The following is a 23,304-nucleotide window of genomic DNA, read 5'->3' on the forward strand; positions in this document are numbered from 1 at the left end:
CGCGCTAACTTTTGTTTTCATGGCTTGCGCGGGCAAGCCCAACATATGTGGAGGATTCAAAGTGGCCAACCATAAGTCAGCCCTCAAGCGTCACAAGCAGAGCTTGCAGCGGGCAGGCCGCAATCGCGCCGCCCGTACCCGCGTGAAGAATGCCATCAAGCAGGTTCGCGCCGCCATCCAGAGCAACGAACAGGGCCAGGCCAGCGAAGCCCTGTCCAACGCCACTTCCGTGCTTGCCAAGGCTGCCGGTAAGGGTGCCATGCACTGGAAGAAAGCCGCACGCAAGATTTCGCGTCTGGCTCATGCCGTTAACGGCATCAGCGCTGAGTAGTTTTCTTTACTGGTTTGAGGCGTGCTTGCCCTAGGGGTGAGCACATTCCCTTACGGGAAGTTACAGAAAATAATTTTTAACAAGTTCACAGGCTTTTCAAAAAATATTTTGAAAAAAAGCTTGACGGCGACTGTGACTTAAGTTAGTTTCCTCTTCGTTGAACGCGCTCGTAGCTCAGCTGGATAGAGCAACAGGCTACGAACCTGTAGGTCAGGAGTTCGAATCTCTTCGGGCGCACCATTAAAATCAAGCCCTTACGGTTAATAACCGTAAGGGCTTTTTTGTTTTGTCAATATCTCTCCCCATTCTCTCCCCACTTTTCAGTGATACGAGGGTAAACTTCGTGAACTTGCTAGGCTCAAGCAAAGGCGAATCGATTGCCCTCCTTTTTTATCATTTATCAACGTTGCTGACTTCACACCAGAGGCTAAGGAATGATTGTCGCAAAAATTGTGATAATATCTACTAAGTCGTAATGAGCGCTTTAATTGATGCGTTGCCTGGGCGCACACCCGATCTTTGAGTTTGTGGAAGAGTAGTGGCGTCTGCTCTGCCATGAGGCTCTCAATGCCCGCGTTCAACCCGCCTGACGTTCCAATTTTCTTAACTGCGTTCGCTATAGATCATGCATGGCGCGTAGCTGCTATTCAATTCAAATTTTCTGTCATCTTCGGTTCTGGTTGTTAGTGCCAGTGTATCAATTTTTCCCGTCGTTTTCTTCTTTGCGAAGCTTCCATGATGCATTGTTTGGTTGAACAACCAATGATGTATTTGTTACTGACAAAATGACAAAATAAAAAATCATATATGTTTTACGTGGAAAATTGCCATGCTAGTCATGTCTGGATCAGGTGTAGATGGACACGCTACACATCCCCCTCTACTTGAACGCCAGTGTGCTCAAACGTTGGGGGCCAAACCAGCAACCGGCCTGGAGGCCGTATTTCGTTAAGTGCCAGGGAAAGGAGTGATCCAAGGGCGTTTTTCATGTCTGCAGATTGCTCATGCATTTTTTTTTACAGCGCTCCCGCATGTGATGCGCCTTAGGCGACATCATTCTGCAGGAGCCATAACCATGACATCCCCGGCCCAAACCATTTTGAGGTTGCTAGAAGAGACCCTGCCTCCTTGCTTCCCGCGCAAAAGAGTGCGCGAACTGACTTTTGGCATCGTAAACCCCCGAACACTTGCCAATCGTGACAGCAAAAAGATCGGCCCTGCTGGTCGTTTTTTCGTCAAGCGTGAAGTCTGGTACCAGAAAGAAGGTTTTCTTGAATATCTAAGGAACATGCTCAAGGATACCGAAATGTCTCCGTCTTAGTCTTCCACCCCTAACTACATTTGAATGTCGCTGGTGGCCATATTGGTCACCGGCGGCTTTTTTTATCCCAAGACTTTTGTGGCTTACCTTCGTTATTAGCGAATAATTTCGGATGGAACCCGATCAAATTGCGCGTGAGCTTAGGGGCACAAGCGTATTGGATTGGTTAAGTTTTCCATCAATGTAATTTTTTAATTCGGACATTAATTTGTGTAGCATAAAAGAGCATTATTGCACAAAAGTGTACGAATTGTCGTTTGTATTTTAAAAAAATTAGCAGGAGGTAGGTAATACAATTTATAATAATAAAATTAATTGAGCTGTTTGTTGTATAATCATTAATAACAAAACTAAGGATTTTAAAATGCAATATAAGTTTATTGAAAGCATTGATTGTAGGATAAACGAGTTGCTCAATGAATACGTCAGGAAGCATTCGAAAGCACTTATCGTTCGTTTTGATGTGCATTACCCTGTGCATTATCATGGGCCAGCAAAAAATACTGATATTTCAGTTTGTATGGCCTATGTCGTGAAAAAATATACCCGTCAGGGGCTTGATCCCTACTACATTTGGGTACGCGAGCAGTTGCGAAGCCATCACCCCCATTACCACTGTGCTCTGTTCCTCAACGGCCACAAGGTTCGTGACTATTGGCATGTATTTCGCAATGTTGAAGAGGCATGGGCACGAACTCTGGGTTGTCTGGTAACCGGCTGCATCAACCGCTGTCTGAAAGACGATCCTGACTACAACGGCAAGTTGATCCGACGGGATGCTGGCCAAGCTGCTTATAAAGCACGCTTCCAAGAAATTCTGAATCAACTTTCATATTTGTCGAAGAGTTACACAAAAACTGTTGGCTACGATGGCCAGAGAAATTTCAGTTGCACAAGGCTTTCAAATACTTAGGAGGTATCATGGACAAGAGCATCACTAACAATGTGGCGAGGGCCGATGGTTTGTTTACGGTGCAGGATAAAATCGGCAATCTGGGCCTTTCAACTATAAAAACTGTAATCAAGCAGGCTCCTGAAGCTGGGAACGGGCATATCGCGATCGCTCAGACAGACCTTCATGTCGGGGACATTCACGTTTCCATGCCAGGATTTGCAACGCCGGATACGGCAAATGGCGGGGCACCACATCAACTGCTGGATGATTCGTTACGCAGCTCATTAGACGCGGCGGTAGCTTGCATTCAGGCTTTGTGTGCAGAAAAACGGCAGGCAAGCGTGTGGCAAAGTCCACCATCACCACGCCAAGCTTCAACCAAAAAGCCCATCAGCGACAGTCAAGTAAACTTTATCAATAGGCTAGCGCGAGGGGCAAAGCCTGACACGTTAGCACGTGATCTGGTGGGCAAGGCTTTGGCAGATTGCACTTGTGCAGATGCAGATAAGATTATTAAGTCGCTGAAAGCCAACGACCAAGTTAACGGCAAAGTGCCCTGGTAAATATTTGTGGCAAGGGGGGGTGATTCTCATCCCCCTTGTCAGTCTATTATATGCATTCCCACATCTACCCTTATCAGCCCAATAGGCAGGAGAGCACATGCAAGAATACTGGCAACTCAATTTTGAGCGTTCTGAAAGACTAATTAACCATGGCATCGGTACAGAAGCATTCTTTAAATCCATAGAACAGGAATTGCCGCCTGTGATGTCACGAGCTGAACTGTCAAGGGCTACAGGAGGGCTCATTTCAGCCAAAACGCTCTCAAACGAGGACGCCATGCGCAAAGGCCCTGCAGAGCGCGTACGGGCAGGGTCAAAGATTGGCTACACCCGCGCCTCAGCCATGGCGTACATTCGAAAAAAATTTCAACTATTATGAAAAATTTGAGGTGATTATGTACAGTTTTACTCCACGCAGTGCCAATCAGCCTGCTTCTGACAAGCAACTTTGCTATGCCTATGACCTTGCTGAGCGGCAGGGCCTAGACGCTGAAGTGCTTTGTTCTATAAACTTTTACAAGGAATATAGCGAGATGACAGCAAATGAGGCCAGCCAACTCATTGAGTTGCTAACGCAATGAATATGTTTGTGTTATCTGTTAATGGGATAATGCGTTGTACAGAATATATACTTTATCATGACAATAGAATCTGAAAATTATACGATAGCAATAATAATCAGTGTTCGAAGTGGTACAGAAAATTTATTATTGTTAGTCTTTTGTGGGGAACTATGATCAAGAATCGTAATTTTTTGTGAATAGTTCTGTTGAATAGCGAGAATATCTGCCGCTAACGCAAGTCGTATTGATATTTTACATGCAGAACAACGGGGATGTCGCCGTTGCCCAGAATTTCCGGGCGCTTTACGCTGCCGCTGGCCGCGCAGATTGCCCGGTATGCCGCTGCATCAAGCGCAGGAGAGCCCGACGTCTGCCGCAGCAGGGGGTCGGTAAAGCTGCCGTCGGGCCGTACGGTGAAGGCGTAAGCCGCGACGCCAAGCAGTCCTTCTTCTCCTCCATCCATGCGGTGGGCGTGTACTGCCGCATCCAGATCGTCAAGAAAGGCAAAAAAAGCCTCACGCCTTTTGTCTGCCGTATTTTGCGGTTCAACCCGGTTGGGGGCGGGCTCCATGCTGATGCCAGAGCCGCCTTCCGGTGAAGCCCCAAGCCCAAGAGACTCCATGCTGATTATTGTGGATGCGCCCAGTGAATTTTGCTCGGACATTGCTCCAAAAAGGTGGAGCATCCCCCAGTGAGCAATGCACGAAATGGCAAGCGCGGCGTAGAATCGTTCGGTGGTTGTCATGGCTTGTCCGTTGCCAGTTGCCCGGTGGTGGCAATAAGCAGCTTTTCTCCGCCCTGCATACGCACTTCATCCACAAGAAATATCAGGCTTTCTACCGGCGCTTTGGGGTCAGCGGCCAGCACGAGCCTGCCCGGTCTGCTCCTGAAGCCCCGCACAAGCTCGTGCAGTTTGCCCCTGACCTCCTGCCGGGGTAGCGGCTGCCCTTCGCAAAGAATATCGCCTTCAGCGGTAAGGCGCAGCTCAATTACGCGGCCAGAAAGCGTTTTGCTGCTGTTGGCGGCGGGCAGATCTACCTCAAGCCCGCGAACTGCAAATGCTGCGGCAATGACAAAAAATATAAGTAATATAAATAACATATCTATGAGCGGGATCAGGTCATACTCATAGGATGCGTTCAACGGGCGGGTAAGGCGAAGCATCTGCATTACCTCCTTGGCGCAGCAAGAGTGAATCTGTCAGGCACGGCTGCATCAGTTGGTCGTGCCGCGAAAAAATTAGCTGGCATCGCCAGCGGCGGGTGTACTTTGCATCAACGAGGCATTGCCCGCAGCATCAAGCATACTGGCAATGTTCTTGAGGCGGGCATGAAAAAATGCCAGCGAAAACTGGGCAACAATGGCAATGCACAGGCCGGAGGCCGTGTTGAGCAATGCCTGCCAGATGCCGTCGGCCAGCATGCTCATGTCCACACCGTTGGTTGCGTGCGCAATGCGGGAAAAGATGGAGATCATCCCGCTCACCGTTCCCAGCAGGCCCATGAGCGGAGCCAGCCGGGCAATGGCGCCGAGCAGGCCAAGCCGCCGTTCCAGTTGCTCAAGAATCTGCTCGCCAGCCAGATGCAGGGCTGACTCGCGGTTGAGGCTTGCCACTGTGAGCAGCTCGGAAAACGGTTGCAGCAACGGCACTGCGGCCATGCGTTCCGCTACCGTGCCCACATCGCCGTTGCACGAGGCTTTGAGCAGGGCCGACCTCAGCTCGTCATCGGGTAAGGCGCACGATGCGTAGAGCAGCAGGCGTTCCACAATCACCGTCAGGGCAAGAATGGAAACCGCCAGTAGGGGCCACATCATCCAGCCCCCAAGTGCAATGATGTTCATAACTGTCTCCTTGACGCAACCGGCGCGCAGTGCCGACGGGGTTTATGCTGTTGTGGAGGGGCTGCCCGGAGCGTGAACCGGCGACATGTTCACCCCGATAAAGACCATGTACCGTTCGTCTGATCCGTCCGGAACTTCTTCAAATTCCAGGCGGCCAGCGGCGTACTGGGCAACGGCTGGTGTGATGGTTCCATCGCCGTAAAGATCGACAATGCCCTTGGCCCGGCACAGCCCAGGGCCAGCGCAGTCCACCATGCGCTCTATGTCTTTTACGCTGACCGGTTGCGGCAGGTTAAGACAAAACGAGGCAAAACCCTCGTCTGCATGGTTGGGGGGGCGCAAGACGTTCATGGCTTGCAGCCGGGGGGTACGCGAGGGCGGCAGGCCTTGGGCGTCCAGCCATGCGGTGTGCAGGGATTCCAGAATGGCAAAGGAGATGTTGCCCTGCACTGCGGGCAGGATAACGGCTTTGGGATTGCAGCGGCGTAGATCGCGCATCATCACTTCAAGCTGTTGCCGGGAGACGGCGTCGGACTTGTTGGCAATGATAACATCGGCCTGTTCCACCTGCGCCATGCTGATGCCAGAACCTGACGCATCCCAGGCCAGAGCGTCGGCGACCGTTATGACCAGCCCAGGCCGCACCAGATCGTCAAGATCTTTCATGGATTCAAGCACGTTGGCGGGGTTGGCAAGGCCTGTGGTTTCAAGAATGATCTGTTCGGCGGGGGCCGCATCCAAAAGGCGTTGCAGGCCTGGGCGCAGGCTGTCTGCAAGCGAACAGCACACGCAGCCTTCGTCCAGAGCTTCCACATGCGTCTCGCCGCGCGTGAGAGAAGCATCCAGCCCTATGCGGCCAAATTCATTCTGTATCACGGCGGCGTACTGTTCCCGGCCATTCAGATAATCCAGCCAGCGGCGTAGAAAGGTGGTTTTGCCCGCGCCGAGAAACCCGGTCAGTATATGCATGAGTGGCAGGTCGGCATCAGGGCATGTGGGCCCCTGCCGCTGGAAGCCGGGCAGATGCTTCAAAATCTTGCCGTCAGCGGATAAGGACGGAGCAGCCCCCGCACGGCCATTGCTGTCGCAATCTGCGCGGGCCGGAGCCTGTGGGCCTGTTCCCAGTTGCGCATGCAGCGACAGGATGTGGGGAATGTTATTTGGGGGGTCTGCGTCCGGCTGCGTCTGCGGTGTCATGTGCAGGCTCAGACGTGGTTTTTCTTCAAACAGGGCGCTTGCGGTGGCCGCGACTGTGGTAAAGAGCCGCAGCAGCAGCCTGAATGCGGGCACATCGTATTCCACCCCGCCGGGCGGGACAATCCACTCTGAAGGCTGCGCGGCTTTCACTGCTGGCGCGGCAATTCCCTGTTTGGAAATCTGGCGGTATCTGGCCGGAGCGGATACGGACAGGGTCAGCCCCGTACCGTCCAGCGCGATGACAAACTGAAATTTTCCCATGCAGAAAGGGGCAAGCGCGGGGGCGTGCAGCGAGAGATTACGCACGCTTTCCTCGTAGCCTTCACCCATGGCCAATGCCAGCGCTTGAAGAGGAAACGTGTCGAGAATTGGATCTGCCGCATCGGGGAAAACGTGCGCAGTAAACGTGCCATAGAGAAAGGAATCGTCCGTGTGTTCTTCCAGAAAAACCAGACCGTAGATGTAGGGAAAATCCGCCACCCGGCATGTCCAGGCGGCATACAGCTGGTTGGAAGGGTGTACCCCTCGCCAGCCCAGCCCCCGCGCCCGTCTGCGGTCAAGGTGAATGCCGGTGAGCAGGCAGTTGAGGATGGAGGGGCTTTCTGCATCGGTTTCTGGCGAGAGGGGGCGTGGCAATAGCGTGTCGAGGCGCATGGCTGTTCTCCGTCGTGGTGGGCTGTGTCCATAATCCAGCCGGGAGGGGGCTGGCCCCCTCCCGGTCTTGCCGTTTACGATGGAAACTTGATGACGTCCCCGTTGCCGAGGTAGTTTGTTGTTTTTGAGCGAAACCGCGCCGTGCCTTTTACAACCGGGTAACCAGCATCCACAAACTTTTGGGCCGTGATAAGCCCTGTGCAGTGGTTGCAGCCCACCCGTTGCAGATCCCATTTTTTAAGGCCGATCACCAGATCGTCGTACTTGGGGTCCCAGTCGTCAAAGGGCGAGATGTGCAAACCGCCGTAGAGTCCGTAGAACTGGTCGTTTTCGTAGGCAATGGTCTTGTAGGCGGTGTCGGCAAAAAGAATGATGCCCTGGTGGCAGCAGCCGGTGATGCTTACAAGGCCGATGTCTTTTACGTTGCAGTAGAGCGACATTTCCCCAAACACTTTGAAAATGATGGGGCAGTCAAAGCCGTAGAGAGCCGCGCCCTCCTGAATTTTGTGCAGGCCCTTGGGCACTTCAGTCCACTTGCCCACATGCCCGCAGTCTTTAAGGTACTGCTTGCCGTTGGGGTAGAAGGTGTTGGGCGTGTAAATGTGAATATTCGGATTGTATTTGGTTACGGCGGGCAGACCGAAGTAGTGATCCATGTGCTCGTGCGTCTGGATCATGGCGGTAATTTCATTGTTGGCCAGCATGGTGTCGATGCCTTCCCGCTTGTAGCAGGTGTCCATCCACAGGTAATTCCAGCCGGTGTCAAAAAGGTATTTTGTCACCTTGCCGTCCATGGCCTCAATTTCAACAAGGCATGAAAAACCACCGGCATTCTCAGAATGTACGCTGTTTTCGCGTACGATCTGCCAGGCTTCTTCCAGCTTGTTGGGCAGCAGATGTTTGATCAACTTCATGCCATCGGCGTAACTGCCCTTGCCGATACCCTTGCCGTTGCCAAACGGGGGCCAGTTGAACGTGTACTGGTCTACCAGCAGGCCGCCCGCGCCGGTCACATCCTTCATGAAGGTGCCGTTGTCAAACCAGCTCGTTTCGGAGATGTTGGTAATCTTGATTGCCTTGCAAACGCCGATATCTGCCGTTCCGCGTTTTACGTCCTTAAGAAAGGCCCTGCGCATGGGTGAGTATGAATACGCGCCCATGGCGCCGATGGCCCCCACGCCGACTCCTAACGCTGCACCCTTGATAAATTCTCGTCTGTCCATGTTGTTCTCCCTACTGCACAAGGGTGAAGTGTGCGCTGAACCAGGGCAGCGCGGCCACTATGGCAAAGTACAGAATAACGCCAGCGAGAATGCCCACAACAAGACCGGGAAGCATGGCCGGAGTCCAGGCGCTCTGGACGGCAAAGGCGTGTTCGTCGGCGGCGATCTCCTCGCTGGTGCGCAATTCGCGCTTCCAGCCGGGCCAGCCGTCCATGAACCACCAGTTGATCAGCCAGATATCGATAAGCCAGATCATGGGGATCATGGGGAACTGCTGCGGGTGAGAAAAGCCCTTTTGCGTGCCGAGAATAAAGTGCGCGTACTTGTAGTACAGGCAGTAAACAGCGATGCCGCCAAGGGCCACAAGCACTGTGCGGATAAGCACGTTTATCGGCGTGCTGAACTTGTTGGGCCAGTTGCCGCAATAGAATTGCAGAAATAACGCCGGTACGAGGAAGAAGATGGCCGTTTCGCCCACATGCAGCCAGCGCCAGTCGGGGGCGGCATCACGTCGGTGACCGCGTATGGCGTCGCCCCACACGAGTTCCTGCATGTACCAGAAGAAGAAACACAGTGAGACGGAAATGGCTATAATGCCAAAAAACGTCACAAAACGGCGCAGCCCCGGCCTTTTGATAAGGCAGAAGGGGTAGCGTTCCCATATGCCTTCCACAAACCACACCACAACGGTGCAGCACATGATCCAGGCCACATGAAAGTTGGCGGAAACAGTCTGGGCAAACGATTCCCAGTAAGGGGGCGTAATGGCCGTAAAGTACTGCCATGGGTAATACAGAATGCCCATGTGGTTGTGCATGGTCATAAAGTAAATGACCAGACTGAGGCAGAATGTGCCCAGCCATATGCTGAAGCCTCTGACTGGCTGGCCCTCGTTCTGCCAGGGGCGGCCTTCCAGCGCCACAATCCAGGCCGGGCTGATCCACGAGGCAATAACGGCAAACATCATGCAAGCCTGGGCCGCGTATTCTGTGGAGTAGAATTCGGTCAGCCCTGGCAGCTTTTGCAGCTGGTGCGGACTGAAATAGGTAAAGGCAAAATTGCCCAGAATATTTTCAAAAAAACCATGAATCATCAGTATCATAACGCCTACTGACACAAGCGAAAGCACAAGGCCTTTTTGCAGGGGGTGCGCATTGCGTATCCAGTTGCGTTTGAACGGCCAGAAATCGAATATATAGGCCATCCAGATAAGAATGATGAGCCACCAGCGGCAATAGTTGTAGCCCACATAGGGCGTATAAAAGCGCATGATGCCGCGTGGATCCTGAAAAATCCACCAGGTTACGGCAAATATGGAGAGCGTTACCACCATGTTGGCCAATACAGGCCAAGGTCCCTGCCAGCGCTTGATGAGCTTTCGCTCTTCAAGATAGGGAATATCGTGGTCAGCCATAGAACCCTCCTCAAGATTGCGGGGTTTCCGTTTCCACGGGGGGGCGCGCTTGCGCGCGCATTGCCTGTGCAACTGCTCGAATCAGTACATCCTCGTTCATGCTATCCACGGGCAGCCCTAGCCGCTGCCCCTCTAACCGCAACATGCTGGACGAAAATTCTGGCGGCAGCAGCGCCTCGCCGTTGCAGGCCAAGGCCTCTGCATCGAAACTCTCGCCCGGTATGCATGGGGAAACCGCGCGCCAGTTTCCCCGTAAAAAATTGCGTCTTTGCTGGTCTATCATTCTTCTTCCCCAAGGCTTTGCAAAAGGCATGTTGCGTAGGCCGAAACGGAAGATGCGCAGGCTTGCGCGTCCGCATGGCGCAGACCATGCAGCGTGCGGGCCAGATGCTTGAACAGCTCCTCAAGCCGTGCCTGGCTGCACTCTTGCAGCAGCCGGGCAAGCGCACCAACCTCGGGCAGAGTGGCTGCGCCAGCCTGCGCGAGGCGGCCGTTGTCGATGGCTCGTAAAAGTATGTAGAAAAATTTCAGGTGATGCTGCGCCAGCAGGCGCATGTCGCCGCTGTGCAGCGCCATGCCTATGGAGGGCAGATGCCGCTCGATCGTTAGCATGACTGATGGCGCAAATGAACCAGATACCGCTGCCAGCAAGGGGGTCATGACGATATTCATGGCCCGCAGACTGTCGGCCAGGCTGGCGGCGTCAGGGTTGCAGGGAAGGGCACGCACAAATGTGCCCTTGTTGCGGCGGGTTTCCAGAATACCCTTGCCCACAAGGGTACTCAGGGCAGTGCGCAGCGTTGCGCGGCTGACCCCAAGCTCTTCGGCGAGGTGCCGTTCTGCGGGCAGGCGTTCAAACAGCGCCCAGCGCCCTTGCAACAGGGCGTGCTCCAGCGGGTTTTCGGCATTTGCTGGCGTGATCACGGGCGTCCTCCAGGCAAAGCGTATTCAAGTACTTTTATATGACTTCATTTTGCGCGCCTGTAAATTTTTTGGCAACATAAGCTAATAAATTTTCTATTTCTGTTTAACATAGTGAAAAACATAATGTATTTTTATTAATTTGGTATGACCACTATAAAAGCATGTGTACAATTATGTGGATAATAAGCAGATTATACGGGTGAAATCGCAGCGTGATGTTGATATTTATAGCAGTGGTCAGACCACTGTTGCGTATAAAAAAGTCTTGCTCATGGTTAGCGTCTATTTTACTGCCAATACGGGTGGATTGAGTTTTTATTGTCAACAAATGGAGCTGGCATGGCGCGTTTTCTTCAATGGCGCAAAGGGTTTCCTGGATTATTGTGGAGCATTTGCCAGCGCGAGTCGCGTCTTGAGGTTTTTACCCGGTGGCGCGGTGCGGGGTTTGATGCGCCGCAGCTGCTGAAAAATGCCGCGTTCAGAAAGCAGGCGGTGATGGAGCAGGACTATCCGCTGCTCGTGGAGTTCTGGGATATGATCCATGCCGGGCGGCCTGCCGCCGCTATCTTCAGGCTGAAATACGACGATGGCCGCACGCCGCTCATTTTGCAGGGCTGGCCAGAGCCGGAACAGGATGTTTACAGCGGCTTTTTGAAAGAGGCGTTTTTGCCCGGCGGCTATAATTCTGCCTGCTATAATGCGCAGCTCCAGATGCGCGTAGGAGATGCCGATTACCCTGTATTTACTGTAAACATGAATGAACAGAAGCTCTGCGATGCCAACAGGGCAGCCCAAATGCTTTTTGAAGGAGAAGAACAGGAAGGACGCGAGCTTGCGCTTGATGCAGTGGTGCCGCAATCTTTACTGAAAGGTTTTGTGGCGGCCCTGGAAAAAGCTGTAGAGCGAGACGCATGGTCGGGAAAACTGCTATTGGGCAACGCAGAGCGCGGCCTGTTTTCAGCCCATGCCCGTCTGACTGTGTGGGGTGAACCGGGTAAGGAGGTCGTGCGGGTTGCGCTGGTTAACGTTGACGCCAAACCCATGAAGATTGAAGACGAAGGTGCATTGAGCCTCTGCACTGGCGAGCTTCGTCCTGCGCTTGAAAAACTGTACATGCTTTGCAACCACGCAATTGACGGGCTGATGCTTTCGCATATCCAGATGGGCAGCGGCCGTGTAGCCGTATATGGTGTGGGGCCTGTTTTTGAGGGCCTTGAATGGGGCACCCTGCATGCCTATGAGGGCACCATAGCTCAGGATATTGAGCGGTATAGTTTGAGCTCGCTGATTGTGGAAGACACCCAGGACAGTGTCAAATCCATTGACTGGGCGTTATTTGCCCCACTAGGCGTACGCTCGTATTTTGCCAAACCTTTCTATGCCGAGCATGGTCTGCACGCTGTTCTTATTCTGGTTAGCAAAAGGCAACGCGCCTTTGGAGCAGATGCGGAAACTCTTTATGCAGATGTTTCGGCAGCCTTTAGTCAGATCATGCTGCGCTGGAGGAATCCTTGATCAACGCCTGTTGCGACAGCTCCGGTTGCAACTCCTGCGCAGCCGTGCTTTTTCGCAATATTGCAACAGTATCTTATTATATAAAATTACTCGTTAATTTGTATGTATGTAAGATTTTAGAGCGAGATGAAAGCACAGGGTAACGACGAGAACAAAGCACAGTCGCATACCTACGCATTTTTTTGCTGGTTTTACCTGTACATTTTTCTGTGTCTGCCATGCCCTGCCGCTAGTACAGGAACGCCCAGTTGACCATATCTCCACGGCCCGCCGCAATTACTCCTTGGGGAGCGCGGCTGAGACCTGATGCAACTGATCAAAAAATTCGTGGATATAGACCCCCGTTTCCGCCACAAGGGCAAGAGCAGATATGACGCCAGGCTCTTGCTGCCCCTTTTCCACCGCATTGACATTACGCAGGTTATACCCCGCCCTTTTTGCCATTGCGGCTTGCCACATGCCGACTGCCAGTCGTGCCTGAGCGAGTAACGGAGTACTCTTCAGCCCCTCAACAGCCCATAGCGGCGGGCAAGTCACGCTCACTCTTTTGGGTGGCGAGACTGTCGCCCCATCGAGCGCTTCGCCGACGGATTCTTCAAAAAGAGTTTCAAAAAAACAACCGGATCCGCACCTACTGCGACCACCATGCGGAGCAGCAGGCCAGGCTGGCGCGAACCATCTTCAATACGTTGAATGTTACGCGTGTAGTGCTGCAGACGCACGGATACCGTCCACTGCGAGATCCTTTTCTGTTCACGTTCTTTCCGGAACATCGGTTCAAAGGTTGAAGTTCTTCAGCTGACAGCTAGTCCACCAGTGATTTTATCAGCACTGAGGGCACTCAATTTTCTCATGTCATTCAGGTGCGGTGCAGCTGGAGAGAGCGTTGAGTCCTCATCCTGGGGAAGCTGGCGTGGCCACCGGTTCCCGCAACGTTGTGGTCAATTCCAACTCATCTTAATGGCAACCAAACTGATGCCCCAGCACTCTTTCGCCAGAGGAGAGCTGAGACGGGCTGTATTTTGCCTAGAATCAGCTTGTCTCGTGTTTTTGGCAGGAGCCTGCACAATCTGCGCGTCTATCTCCCGCTGTGTGGCAACTGGCCGCAAGCCCTCACCGAAAATGGCTTCCCTGTCCTTGTGCCGAAGCACATCAACTTCCTGCCAGCATAAAAAATTCTTCTGGGCGCAGAATTGTTACGGTTTTGCCGGAGAATGGCCCGAACAGTCCGCTTTCTTCCTGCTGCCGCAATATCTTGTACAAAGAAATTCTGTGCACACCCAAAAGGCTGGCCATCTCCTGTTTGGAAACGCCCATATCGGCAGTAAGGGGATCGCTGCCGGGGATTATGTGCTGCGCCAGGAACTTGCAGGTTCGGACCAGTACGTTATCGAGGTACAGGGACGAAGCCTGATTTGAGAGCACCCGTAATTTGCGGGACATGGAGCACAACAGATTGATGAGTAGATGGGGATAGTCCTTGCAGATTTCTTCTACGTTTTCAGCAGTAAAAGCATAGCTCACGCAGCTTGTTGAGCACGAAAAATGACTCTCGGCAGGCATGGGATCAAAGAAAGGCGTTTCGCCAAAAACGCACCCTTCGTGAATATACCAGAGTATTTTTTCCACACCCTCCATATTCTGATTCGTCAGCCGGACCCTCCCTCGATCTAAAAAGTACAATTCCCGCCCAAATTGCACGCGATGCCCCTTTGGCCAAACAAGTTTTCGGCCCAGGTGCAATACAGAACGCCAGCAGGAGTTCATTTCGCGCATTTCCTTGAAGGCCAGGCTGCGTCCGCAATTGATGCCGCGTTTTTCCATGTTGCCTCCTTAGAACAGTTGACCTGGCTTTCTGATAACAGGTTTTTGCTTCAAAATGCAATTAATTGTGAAAAATGTTGCAAATGAAACACATGCCTTTTCTGAATCCGTACTATTTTGCCCCATAGAGTGGATCAAATTCCTTGTGCGCTGTTCTTTGTGCTTTTGCCGGAGATTGCCGCATTCCGCAAACATTAATTGATCTGGAGGAATTCAATATGGGTCATCCAACAATTTACCCCACTGGCGTTACTGTATTCAAACCTGAAAAATGCTGGGGTGGATATACTATTTTTCAGGCTCAGGAAGTTGGCGCAGTGCTTATGGACATGAACGGACATGAAATAAATGTCTGGAAGGGCGTTCACGGCATGCCCAATAAAATTTTCCCTGGCGGGTACCTTGTGACAAGCAGGGGACGCCGCAGTGGCAAATTCAGTGTGCAGGACGGCCTTGATGTTGTCCAGGTCGATTGGGACGGAAACATCATATGGAAATTCGACCAGAATGAATTTATTGAAGACCCTGGTTACCCTGGGCGCTGGCTTGCACGTTATCACCACGACTTCCAGCGCGAAGGCAACCCCGTAGGGTATTACGCCCCCGGCATGGAACCCAAGGCGCTTGAAGGTAAAACCCTTATCCTGGCGCACCGTAATGTGCGAAATAGCGCAATCAGCGACAAGCAGTTGCTTGATGATTTGATCCTTGAGGTGGACTGGGAAGGAAACATCCTCTGGGAGTGGTCGTGCAACGAGCATTTCGACGAAATGGGCTTCCGCGAAGGCCCCAAAAACACGTTGTGCCGCAACCCCAATTATCGTCCGACCCAGCCCGAAGGCATGGGCGATTGGATGCACATCAACTCCATGTCTGTGCTTGGCCCCAACAAATGGTACGATGCTGGCGATGAACGCTTTCATCCCGACAATATTATTGTTGATGGACGCGAGGCCAACATCATCTTCATCATCAGCAAAAAGACCGGAAAGATCACCTGGAAGATCGGGCCGGACTACGACACCTCCCCCGAGCTCAAGGCCATAGGCTGGATCATCGGCCAGCACCATGCGCACATGGTGCCGCACGGTCTGCCGGGCGCAGGCAACATCCTTGTTTTCGATAACGGTGGATGGGGCGGCTACGACGTGCCCAATCCCGGCTCCCCCATGGGAGTGAAGGCAGCCTTGCGCGACCATTCCCGCGTTCTTGAGATAGACCCTGTTTCTCTCAAGATTGTCTGGCAGTACACACCCAAGGAAGCCGGATTTCTTGAGCCAATGGACAGCAACCGCTTCTACAGCCCCTTCATCAGCGGCATGCAGCGTCTGCCCAACGGCAATACCCTCATCACCGAGGGGTCTGACGGGCGCGTTTTTGAGGTTACCCCCAACCACGAAATAGTGTGGGAATTTATTTCACCTTACTGGGGCAAGCATGTGCCCATGAACATGACCTACCGCGCATACCGCGTGCCTTACGAATGGGTGCCGCAGGTAGCAAAGCCAGTAGAAACGCCTATTGAGCCGCTGGATGTTTCTACCTTCCGTGTGCCTGGGGCCGCCGCAGCCGGAGACCGCGCCAAAGAAGTGACCGTTGAAGGGTGCCAGCCATACGAAGGCAGTAACGCGCTCTGCGTGGCTTCTGTGGAAGATCCCAAAGGCTAGGCGTTAGAGAAAATTCACGTTGAAGTGCTTCCGGGTTCGCCTCAGTCGAGTGGTGGGGCGAACCTGTGATCCCCGCTTTCACAGGAGATCCTCATGATTATCAAGACTTCAGACCTGACGCCCGGGCTGCTTGCCAAATGGGGCATCAATCTGGCGCTCCCCCTAGCCTTGTATTTCGTCCTCCCCCGCAGCGAAAGCCTTACTCCCCCCATGGTAGCATTTCTGGCGGTCACGCTCTGGGCCGTAATTGCCTGGGCTCTGGATACGCTGAACGACATTGCCGTGGGTATCCTGTTGCCCATACTTTACGTGCTGTTGTGCAGCACTCCCCAGAAGGTTGTTTTTGCCCCGTGGCTTTCCGAGGTGCCGATCATCGTTATTGGTGGTTTCACCCTGGGCAAGATCATTCAGGTGACAGGCCTTGGCAAACGCATTGCGCTGACGTGCGTCAAACTTACCGGCGGCAGTTTTGCCGGAGCGCTTGCAGGCATAACCCTTGGCGCGGCCATAGTTTCTCCCCTTGTGCCTTCCATCATGGGCAAGGCGGCAATTTTCTGCGCCGTGGCGGTGAGCCTGTGTGATGCGCTGGATTTCAAGCCCAAAAGCCGTGAGGCCACAGCCGTGGTGCTCGGCACCTGCATTGCCGTGGGGGCAACCAAGCTGGCCTACCTTACGGGGGCAGGCGATCTGGTTATGGGCATGGGCATTGTGGACAAGGTCATGGGCATTCAAACCAGCTGGATTGAATATGCCAAGTTCAACTTTCTTCCCGCCATGCTGTACACGGCCATGTCTCTGGGCATTGTGCTGCTGGTACTGCGCACTTCGGTCAACAGGAGTGTTCTGTGCGCTGTAGTGGAGCAAAAACACGCCGAGCTGGGCGATGTTACGGATGAACAAAGGCGGGCGCTTATCCTGCTTTGCCTCACCCTGGTGCTGCTTGCCACCGACAAACTGCACCATCTGAGCGCGGGATCGGTGCTGGTTATCATTACGGCGCTGGCCTTTATGCCCGGTATCGGGCTTATGGACGGCAAGCGCATGGCCTCCATCAACTTTGCGCCGCTGTTCTTCATCATGGGCTGCATGGCCATCGGCAGTGCAGGCGGCTTCCTCAAGGTTACACACTGGTTGGCAGGCCTTGTGCTGCCTTTGTTCAGTGAAACAGGGGCCTGCCTGGCCTCTGTGTGCTCATATGTTGTGGGCGTTGTGCTGAACTTTCTGCTCACGCCGCTTGCGGCCACCTCGACACTTTCCGCCCCCATTACCGAACTCGGCATGCAGATGGGGCTGGATCCGCGCATCCTGTACTTCTCATTCCAGTACGGCCTGGACAACCTGATATTCCCCTACGAATACGCGTTGTATCTCTATTTTTTCAGCAGCGGCTACATCAACTTCAAAGAAATGGTTCTGGTCATGGCTTTGCGCATGGTGCTGACGGGCGTGTTTGTGGCCTTTGTGGCCATGCCCTACTGGCGCATGCTTGGATAACTCGCACACTGACAAAAGGAGGCGGGAGGATGAAAAAGCTGGGCATACTACTTTTGACAGCAGGATTGCTGCTCGGAAGCGCACCCCAGTGCAGGGCGGTCGATTTTGACGTCAAGGGAAGCTGGCAGTTTGCCTTTGACTACATCAACGGTGGCAATTTCATGGGAAAGGATCGCAACGGCAACAATGTTAGGGGGCAGCAGTGGGCCGCCATACACCAGCAAAGGGACGAGTTTGAAGCTATACAGCGGTTGCATCTGCAACTGAACGCCAAGGCTTCAGAAAATCTTGCCGGCACCGTTTTTTTTGAAATTGGCGAACAGCGCTGGGGCATGGCTGCTCAGGGCGGCGCGTTGGGTGCGGACGGCAGCAACGTTGTCAAAGTCAAGAACGCCTATCTCGATTGGGTCGTTCCCAATACTCCACTGAAACTGCGTATGGGCCTTCAGGGCATAAAACTCCCCGGATTTGCTCTGGACAGCCCTGTTTTTCAGGACGATGTGGCCGGAATCACGGCATCGTGGAAAATGAACGATGCCGTCAGCATCACCGGTGTGTGGATGCGCCTGCTCAACGACAACTGGAGCGGTACGACCTCACAGCCTGCCAGTTACATGGATAATTTTGATCTGTTTGCGTTGACCGTGCCAGTGACGGTGGACGGACTCAAAATTACGCCCTGGGGCATGGGCGGGGCCATGGGGCCAAACAGTCTCATGCCCGCCGCAGTTACCAACATGCCCGGCGGCAGCAAAAAAGTTGCCTTGACCAATCCCATAACCGGGCAGGCTATCGACGGCCTGGAATTGCGCGATGGTTTGTACCCGGCGGCTTTCAGCTCCGGCAGGGGCACCTCCAGACTGTGGAACGATGATTACAGCTCCATGTACTGGGGCGGGCTGACCGGGCAGTGGACCAGCTTTGAACCGCTCAGAATTTCATGGGATTTCATTTACGGCAGCGTTGACCACGGCAAGGAAGACCTGAATCGCCGGGGCTGGTTTGGCATGTTGCTGGCAGAATACGCTTTGGACTGGGGGTTTCCCGGCCTGTACGGCTGGTACTTCAGCGGCGATGACGACAACCCCAATAATGGTTCGGAACGTCTGCCTTACCTTGCCACCACCAATAACCTGACCAACTCGCTCTCCACCTTCGGTTACCGGGGCAATCCCATCATGGGCGGCGGCAAGGGCGTGCTGGGGGTCAACCCCAGCGGCACATGGGGCGTAGGCGCGCGCATCAAGGACGTGAGCTTTCTTGATGACTTAAGCCACACCCTGCGCGTCAACTATTTTGGCGGCACCAATAATACCAAAATGGCCTCATACATCACCGGGCGGCATGCCACTGATGCTTCAGGAAGGCAGATATACCGCAATAACACTGACTTCAACTCGTTCGGCACGTATCTCACCACAGCCGATACGGGTATGGAAGTCAACCTCGACAGCAAGTACAAGGCCGCGGAAAATCTGACGTTTATCCTGGAACTGGGCTATATCCACCTTTGGCTGGACAATGACGTATGGGGCCACTACCAGAACATCTCCGGCGCAAGCCTCAATGTCAAGGATGCGTGGAAGGCGTCGTTCAATGTGGTTTATTCGTTTTAGACCCGAGCGATATTTCCGTACATGCAACGTTCACGAACTCGGAGGAATATGATCATGAGATATCGTGCTTCAATTTCCCTGTTGGCAGGCCTGCTTGCCCTTGGACTGTCCACGCAGGCTCCCGCATATGAGGTGCATGACGGCCCCACCGGCGTCATCAAGCTCGTGCCCGAAAAGACCTTTAAGGGCTACACGCTCTTTGCCCCCACGGTTAAATGCACAACCACCTATCTTGTTGATATGAACGGCGACGTTGTGCACACGTGGAAGAGCAAATACCCTCCCGGCCTCTATGCCATACTGTTGCCCAACGGCAACCTGCTGCGTGCGGCTGCCCCCAAGGAACAACCGGTTAAAATTGGCGGCGCAGGCGGCATTATTGAAGAGATGGACTGGAATGGCAACGTGGTGTGGTCGTACACCATGCTTACGGAAAACGAGATCCAGCACCACTGCTTTGACCGCATGCCCAACGGCAACACCATGATTCTGGGTTGGGAACGCAAAACTCCCGCCGAATTTCAGGCCAAGGGCCGCAAGCCCGGCACCTGGCCAGAAGAAGTCAAGATCAAGGGGCAGGCCGTACGCGATTTCTGGGTGGATTTTGTGCGCGAGGTGGACAAAAACGGCAAAACTGTCTGGGAATGGCATGCCTGGGATCATATCGGCACCGGCCCTGATCAACTGGACATCAACTTTGCTCTGCCCACACCTGTGGGGCCGGGATACGACAGCTTTGACTGGTCGCATTTCAACACAGTGCAGTACCTGCCCAAGACCGACCAGATTTTGCTGAATTCCCGTAACTTCAGTGAATTCTATATTGTTGACAAAAAGTCGGGCAAAATCGTCAAGCGCTGGGGCAACCCCGCCGCCTACGGCAAGGGGACGCGTCCCGAATGGTACTACGACGGTACCCAGCAGGTTTTTGGCGAGCACAACGCCACCATGCTACCCAACGGCAACGTGCAGATATTCGATAATGGCTCGGAACGGCCCGAGGGCAACCGCTCCCGCGTGATCGAGGTCGACCCGGCCAGCGGCAAGATCGTATGGCAGTACGCCGCCAATGGTTCCAACAGCTTTTTCAGCTACCGGCAGGGCGCTGCGGAAAGACTGCCCAACGGCAACGTGCTTGTGACATCCACGCATCAGGGGCATCTTTTTGAAGTAACCCCCGCAGGTGAGGTCGTATGGGAATTTGTGAATCCCATCATGGCAGGGCAGGCCAAGCCTGTTTTTTCCGACCGTGAGGATGCCGTGCCCAATGCCCATCAGACATTTACCAATCTGATCCACCGGGCTTATCGCTACGCTCCCGATTATCCCGGCCTCAAGGGCAAGGATCTGAGCGTTAAAGCTCCGTTGCTGCCCGGCTATCCGAAATTCTTTGAAGTTTGGAAGCCCACCGCAGTAAAATAAAATCCGCTCCATGATAGTTCACAGCCCCTGGGTCTTTTACAGACTCAGGGGCTGTGCGTTTGTGAGCCAATGATTGTTGTTCTGTCAGTTGCGGCAGCGTGGTGAATGCACATGAAGAAGGACTTTGCTACCGCATGGTACAAGAATAGCCCCGAAGGGCAATTCTTCGGGGCTATTGCTGGGGGAGTTTAACAATGGGTCATGTCAGCTTGCAACAGTCTGAGCGTATTCCTCGGCTGTAATGCATCCGCCTTCATCAGGGGCCGTGGGTTGCACCTTTACCAGCCATCCCTGATTGTAGGGATCGTCGTTGAGCAGTTCCGGTGCGTCTGCGAGGGCTTCATTAATGGCCGTGACCTGGCCGGAGACGGGCATGATGGCCTCGCTGGTAACCTTGACGGATTCAATGGAAGCGCAGGATTCCCCCTGCCGGAAGCTTGCACCCACAGCGGGCAGATCAACAAAGATCACCCCGCCCAGTTGATCCTGGGCAAAGTCGGTAATGCCGATAAGGCAGGTGCCGTCAGGCTGGCTTTGCGCCCACAAATGTTCCGCATGGTATTTTCTGTCGTGAGGAAAGTTCACGGTATTCTCCTTGGCGGTAGCCGGGTCAGTTGGATTCCACGCGCACTCTGGGCGCCATAATGGACATGGACACAATTTCATCCAGCGTGGGATGGGCAAACATGACTTTGTGCAGGTTTTGCGCCGTATAGCCTTCCTTGATCAGCAGCAGGGCCACCATCACAAGGTGCGAAACTCCCGCGCCAACAGCGGCAATGCCTGCAATTTTGCCATCGCTCCAGACTGTTTTGACAAATCCGGCGGTGCCGCCGCTTGCCTGCGCAATGGGATTCAGGGACAGGGCCGCCTGGGAGACTTCCACGTTTTTGCCTTCGCGCAGGAGGGCCTCCGCCGTCTGGCCGACGCGCATGACTTCCATTGCCCCGTAAACGCATGAGGGCACCGGGCCGGACTGATATTCTTCGGCGCTTTCGCCAAGGATGCGTTCCGCCACGTACACAGCTTGATGTTCCGCAGCGTGGGCCAGCAGCACAAGGCCGTTGACGTCACCCACGGCATAGACGTTAGGGGCGGCTTCAAGAAAGGCGTTTGTCTCAACATAGCCGCGCTTGTTAAGATTGCAGCCCCATTGCTGGGCGTTCAGCCCGGCGGTGTTGGGTGTGCGGCCAACGGCCACCAGGGCTTTGGCTGCGCTGATGACCGTGCCGTCTTCAAGGGTGAGCTGCGCCTGTCCGTCAACAGTGCGTAAATCTTTGGCCCGTGCGCCTTCGTGACAGGTTACGCCGTTTTTTTGCAGTGCCCGGCGTAATTCGGTTGCGACATCGATATCTTCCAGAGGCGCGATGTGGGGCGCAGCCTCCACTATTGTTACCTTGCTGCCCATGGCCGAGAAAAAGTCACCCAGTTCAAGGCCGATGGCTCCAGCGCCAATGATGACAAGGCTTTCAGGAACAGATTCAATGCCCAGCAGATCGGTGCTGTCCAGCACGCAGTCGTGATCGGGCGTCAGACCGGGAAAGGCTGCGGAAGATGACCCGCAGGCCAGAATAATATGCTGTGCAGTCAGATCTGTAGTGCCATCTTCGGCATGAACGCGCACAGTGCCCGGTGCAATGCCTTCGCCGCGCCCGGTGAAGATCGTCACGCCCACTCTGGCAAGGCTTTTGCCAAGTGTTTTGCTCGTCCCCGAGGTGAAGCGGCTCACGCGCGTTTGGAGCGCTGCAAAGTCCACGGCAATTTCGCCCTTGGCTACGCGGGTTCGTTGCTGGGCATGCAGGAGGGCCAGCGGGGCCACAGCGCCGAGCAGCATCTTGGTGGGGATGCAGCCGTAGTTCAGGCAGGTGCCGCCAAGGTGCGTTTTTTCCACCAGGGCAACGCTTTTGCCTGCCTGGGCAAGAATACGCGCTGCCGTGGTTCCACCCGGGCCGCCGCCTAGAATAACAATATCAAAAGATTGCATGACGCCCCCTATTTAACGATGTCTGCCTTGAACAGGTGCTGGCGCGAGGCGGAGCGGTACATGAGCAGGTTCTGCTCCGGCAGGGGTTCAAGCCCGCGCATGTCCCACACCATATCCGCCGTGATGGGGGTGATGCTGTAGGGCAGAGTGGGTTGGCCGCATGCTTCGGCCACCAGTTTTGCCGCCGCTGCGGCATCTTCCCTCTTGGGCCAGTCCCAGCCATCGCCAGCGGGCAGCGGCATGGCCAGAAAGCGCACGGCGCCATCGGGCGTGGCCTGCACAAGGGCTATGGTTTTTGCCAGTTCGTCCTTGCTGGGAGCGCCGCCAAAAATTTTTGTGCTTGCCTCAGGGCCGCCCACAAGATTGCAGACTGCGTGCACATCCTTGATCTTCAGCAGCTTTTCCAGCAGTTCCGGCTTGCGGCCATCGGTCTGCAACCATACCTGCAAGCCGCCAGCAGCCAGCCGCTCAACAAGAACCTCAAAATTATCTTCCTGCCCGGCAGGGCATTGCGAAGGGTAAAGCCCCGCAATTTTGCCGTGGAGCATGTCGCTACGGGTTACGCAGGCCTCCAGCGTGTGCCCCGAGAGCAGGTAGGCAATGATCTCGCCGGAACCCTGCTTGATGACCTCGCCATCGGCGAAGAGGGGAAATTCAACCCCTTCAGGATTGCGGTAAATGGCCTTGCGGTTTGTGCGGTAGAACGTGTTGAATTCTTGCGCGTCAGCCTTGAAATCTATGGTGTCGTATGCCAGCACGCGTTCGGCAAGAAAGGCTTTGACGATCTTGCAGCGGATGCAGTCCGGCGCGGTATAAAGGGTTATGCCCATGTGAGCCTCCTGTTACAAAAAACCG

At 54.1% G+C, this 23,304-nt stretch carries 23 protein-coding genes and 1 tRNA gene; 12 read left to right on the forward strand and 12 right to left on the reverse strand.

Annotation, left to right across the window (positions count from 1 at the left end):
• Positions 1-61: 61 nt before the first annotated feature.
• From rpsT to VEZ52_RS06955, 7 genes are all read left to right on the forward strand, one after another.
• On the forward strand, positions 62-331 hold the full coding sequence (rpsT, locus tag VEZ52_RS06925) for a 30S ribosomal protein S20 (RefSeq protein WP_324836215.1): 270 nt from the start codon (positions 62-64) through the stop codon (positions 329-331).
• 163 nt (positions 332-494) lie between these two features.
• Positions 495-571: transfer RNA gene (locus tag VEZ52_RS06930), tRNA-Arg, on the forward strand.
• Between the two features lie 835 nt (positions 572-1,406).
• Entirely contained in the window at positions 1,407-1,652 is a 246-nt protein-coding gene (locus VEZ52_RS06935) for a hypothetical protein (RefSeq protein ID WP_215646930.1), read from the forward strand.
• A gap of 364 nt (positions 1,653-2,016) precedes the next feature.
• On the forward strand, positions 2,017-2,565 hold the full coding sequence (locus VEZ52_RS06940) for a YagK/YfjJ domain-containing protein (protein WP_233483101.1): 549 nt from the start codon (positions 2,017-2,019) through the stop codon (positions 2,563-2,565).
• Positions 2,566-2,573: 8 nt separating this feature from the next.
• Positions 2,574-3,110, forward strand: a complete 537-nt coding sequence (locus VEZ52_RS06945; protein ID WP_215646932.1) for a hypothetical protein — start codon at positions 2,574-2,576, stop codon at positions 3,108-3,110.
• Between the two features lie 97 nt (positions 3,111-3,207).
• Positions 3,208-3,489, forward strand: a complete 282-nt coding sequence (locus tag VEZ52_RS06950) for a hypothetical protein (RefSeq protein ID WP_233483100.1) — start codon at positions 3,208-3,210, stop codon at positions 3,487-3,489.
• A 16-nt stretch (positions 3,490-3,505) separates the two neighbouring features.
• Positions 3,506-3,691 carry a hypothetical protein gene (locus VEZ52_RS06955; RefSeq protein ID WP_227118419.1) on the forward strand — a complete coding sequence of 62 codons (186 nt, stop codon included), beginning with the start codon at positions 3,506-3,508 and terminating at the stop codon, positions 3,689-3,691.
• Between the two features lie 211 nt (positions 3,692-3,902).
• Here the strand turns inward: VEZ52_RS06955 and VEZ52_RS06960 are convergent, their stop codons facing one another.
• The 7 genes from VEZ52_RS06960 to VEZ52_RS06990 all read right to left on the reverse strand — a co-directional run bounded on the left by VEZ52_RS06960 (position 3,903) and on the right by VEZ52_RS06990 (position 10,927).
• The gene (locus VEZ52_RS06960) at positions 3,903-4,418 is read right to left on the reverse strand and encodes an energy transducer TonB (RefSeq protein ID WP_324836176.1); all 516 of its coding nucleotides are present in this window, start codon (positions 4,416-4,418) and stop codon (positions 3,903-3,905) included.
• Positions 4,415-4,843, reverse strand: a complete 429-nt coding sequence (locus VEZ52_RS06965; protein ID WP_324836177.1) for a biopolymer transporter ExbD — start codon at positions 4,841-4,843, stop codon at positions 4,415-4,417. Before VEZ52_RS06965 ends, VEZ52_RS06960 begins: the two co-directional genes overlap by 4 nt.
• 69 nt (positions 4,844-4,912) lie before the next feature.
• Entirely contained in the window at positions 4,913-5,515 is a 603-nt protein-coding gene (locus tag VEZ52_RS06970) for a MotA/TolQ/ExbB proton channel family protein (RefSeq protein WP_324836178.1), read from the reverse strand.
• Positions 5,516-5,557: 42 nt separating this feature from the next.
• On the reverse strand, positions 5,558-7,366 hold the full coding sequence (locus VEZ52_RS06975; protein ID WP_324836179.1) for a GTP-binding protein: 1,809 nt from the start codon (positions 7,364-7,366) through the stop codon (positions 5,558-5,560).
• Between the two features lie 74 nt (positions 7,367-7,440).
• Positions 7,441-8,589, reverse strand: coding sequence for an MBL fold metallo-hydrolase (locus VEZ52_RS06980; RefSeq protein WP_324836180.1), 1,149 nt, complete (start codon positions 8,587-8,589; stop codon positions 7,441-7,443).
• A 10-nt stretch (positions 8,590-8,599) separates the two neighbouring features.
• Positions 8,600-10,003, reverse strand: a complete 1,404-nt coding sequence (locus VEZ52_RS06985; RefSeq protein ID WP_324836181.1) for a hypothetical protein — start codon at positions 10,001-10,003, stop codon at positions 8,600-8,602.
• Positions 10,004-10,282: 279 nt separating this feature from the next.
• A complete protein-coding gene (locus VEZ52_RS06990; protein ID WP_324836182.1) occupies positions 10,283-10,927 on the reverse strand; it encodes a GntR family transcriptional regulator in 645 nt (214 codons plus the stop codon).
• A 339-nt stretch (positions 10,928-11,266) separates the two neighbouring features.
• On the opposite strand from VEZ52_RS06990, the gene VEZ52_RS06995 reads away from it, so the two are divergent.
• Positions 11,267-12,442 (forward strand): hypothetical protein, encoded by a 1,176-nt coding sequence (locus VEZ52_RS06995; protein ID WP_324836183.1) that lies wholly within the window; start codon positions 11,267-11,269, stop codon positions 12,440-12,442.
• Positions 12,443-12,718: 276 nt separating this feature from the next.
• On the opposite strand, the gene VEZ52_RS07000 is transcribed toward VEZ52_RS06995, so the two are convergent.
• Positions 12,719-12,901, reverse strand: coding sequence for a hypothetical protein (locus VEZ52_RS07000; RefSeq protein ID WP_324836184.1), 183 nt, complete (start codon positions 12,899-12,901; stop codon positions 12,719-12,721).
• Positions 12,902-13,594: 693 nt separating this feature from the next.
• Positions 13,595-14,266: a Crp/Fnr family transcriptional regulator gene (locus VEZ52_RS07005; RefSeq protein ID WP_324836185.1), complete on the reverse strand. Its 672-nt coding sequence runs from the start codon at positions 14,264-14,266 to the stop codon at positions 13,595-13,597.
• Positions 14,267-14,484: 218 nt separating this feature from the next.
• Between VEZ52_RS07005 and VEZ52_RS07010 the strand changes: the two genes are divergently transcribed.
• From VEZ52_RS07010 to VEZ52_RS07025, 4 genes are all read left to right on the forward strand, one after another.
• Positions 14,485-15,933 (forward strand): aryl-sulfate sulfotransferase, encoded by a 1,449-nt coding sequence (locus VEZ52_RS07010; RefSeq protein WP_324836186.1) that lies wholly within the window; start codon positions 14,485-14,487, stop codon positions 15,931-15,933.
• A 93-nt stretch (positions 15,934-16,026) separates the two neighbouring features.
• Positions 16,027-17,427: an SLC13 family permease gene (locus tag VEZ52_RS07015; RefSeq protein ID WP_324836187.1), complete on the forward strand. Its 1,401-nt coding sequence runs from the start codon at positions 16,027-16,029 to the stop codon at positions 17,425-17,427.
• A gap of 29 nt (positions 17,428-17,456) precedes the next feature.
• Positions 17,457-19,043, forward strand: a complete 1,587-nt coding sequence (locus tag VEZ52_RS07020; protein ID WP_324836188.1) for an outer membrane homotrimeric porin — start codon at positions 17,457-17,459, stop codon at positions 19,041-19,043.
• Positions 19,044-19,097: 54 nt separating this feature from the next.
• Positions 19,098-20,465 carry an aryl-sulfate sulfotransferase gene (locus VEZ52_RS07025; protein WP_324836189.1) on the forward strand — a complete coding sequence of 456 codons (1,368 nt, stop codon included), beginning with the start codon at positions 19,098-19,100 and terminating at the stop codon, positions 20,463-20,465.
• A gap of 204 nt (positions 20,466-20,669) precedes the next feature.
• On the opposite strand, the gene gcvH is transcribed toward VEZ52_RS07025, so the two are convergent.
• The 3 genes from gcvH to VEZ52_RS07040 are packed head-to-tail and all read right to left on the reverse strand — an operon-like array spanning position 20,670 to position 23,279.
• Complete coding sequence (gene gcvH / locus VEZ52_RS07030) at positions 20,670-21,050, reverse strand: glycine cleavage system protein GcvH (protein ID WP_324836190.1); 381 nt, start codon at positions 21,048-21,050, stop codon at positions 20,670-20,672.
• Between the two features lie 25 nt (positions 21,051-21,075).
• Complete coding sequence (locus VEZ52_RS07035) at positions 21,076-22,449, reverse strand: dihydrolipoyl dehydrogenase family protein (protein WP_324836191.1); 1,374 nt, start codon at positions 22,447-22,449, stop codon at positions 21,076-21,078.
• Between the two features lie 8 nt (positions 22,450-22,457).
• Positions 22,458-23,279: a hypothetical protein gene (locus tag VEZ52_RS07040; protein WP_324836192.1), complete on the reverse strand. Its 822-nt coding sequence runs from the start codon at positions 23,277-23,279 to the stop codon at positions 22,458-22,460.
• Positions 23,280-23,304 lie beyond the last annotated feature (25 nt).

Source organism: Desulfovibrio sp. (genome assembly GCF_035644575.1).
Lineage (GTDB): Bacteria > Desulfobacterota > Desulfovibrionia > Desulfovibrionales > Desulfovibrionaceae > Desulfovibrio.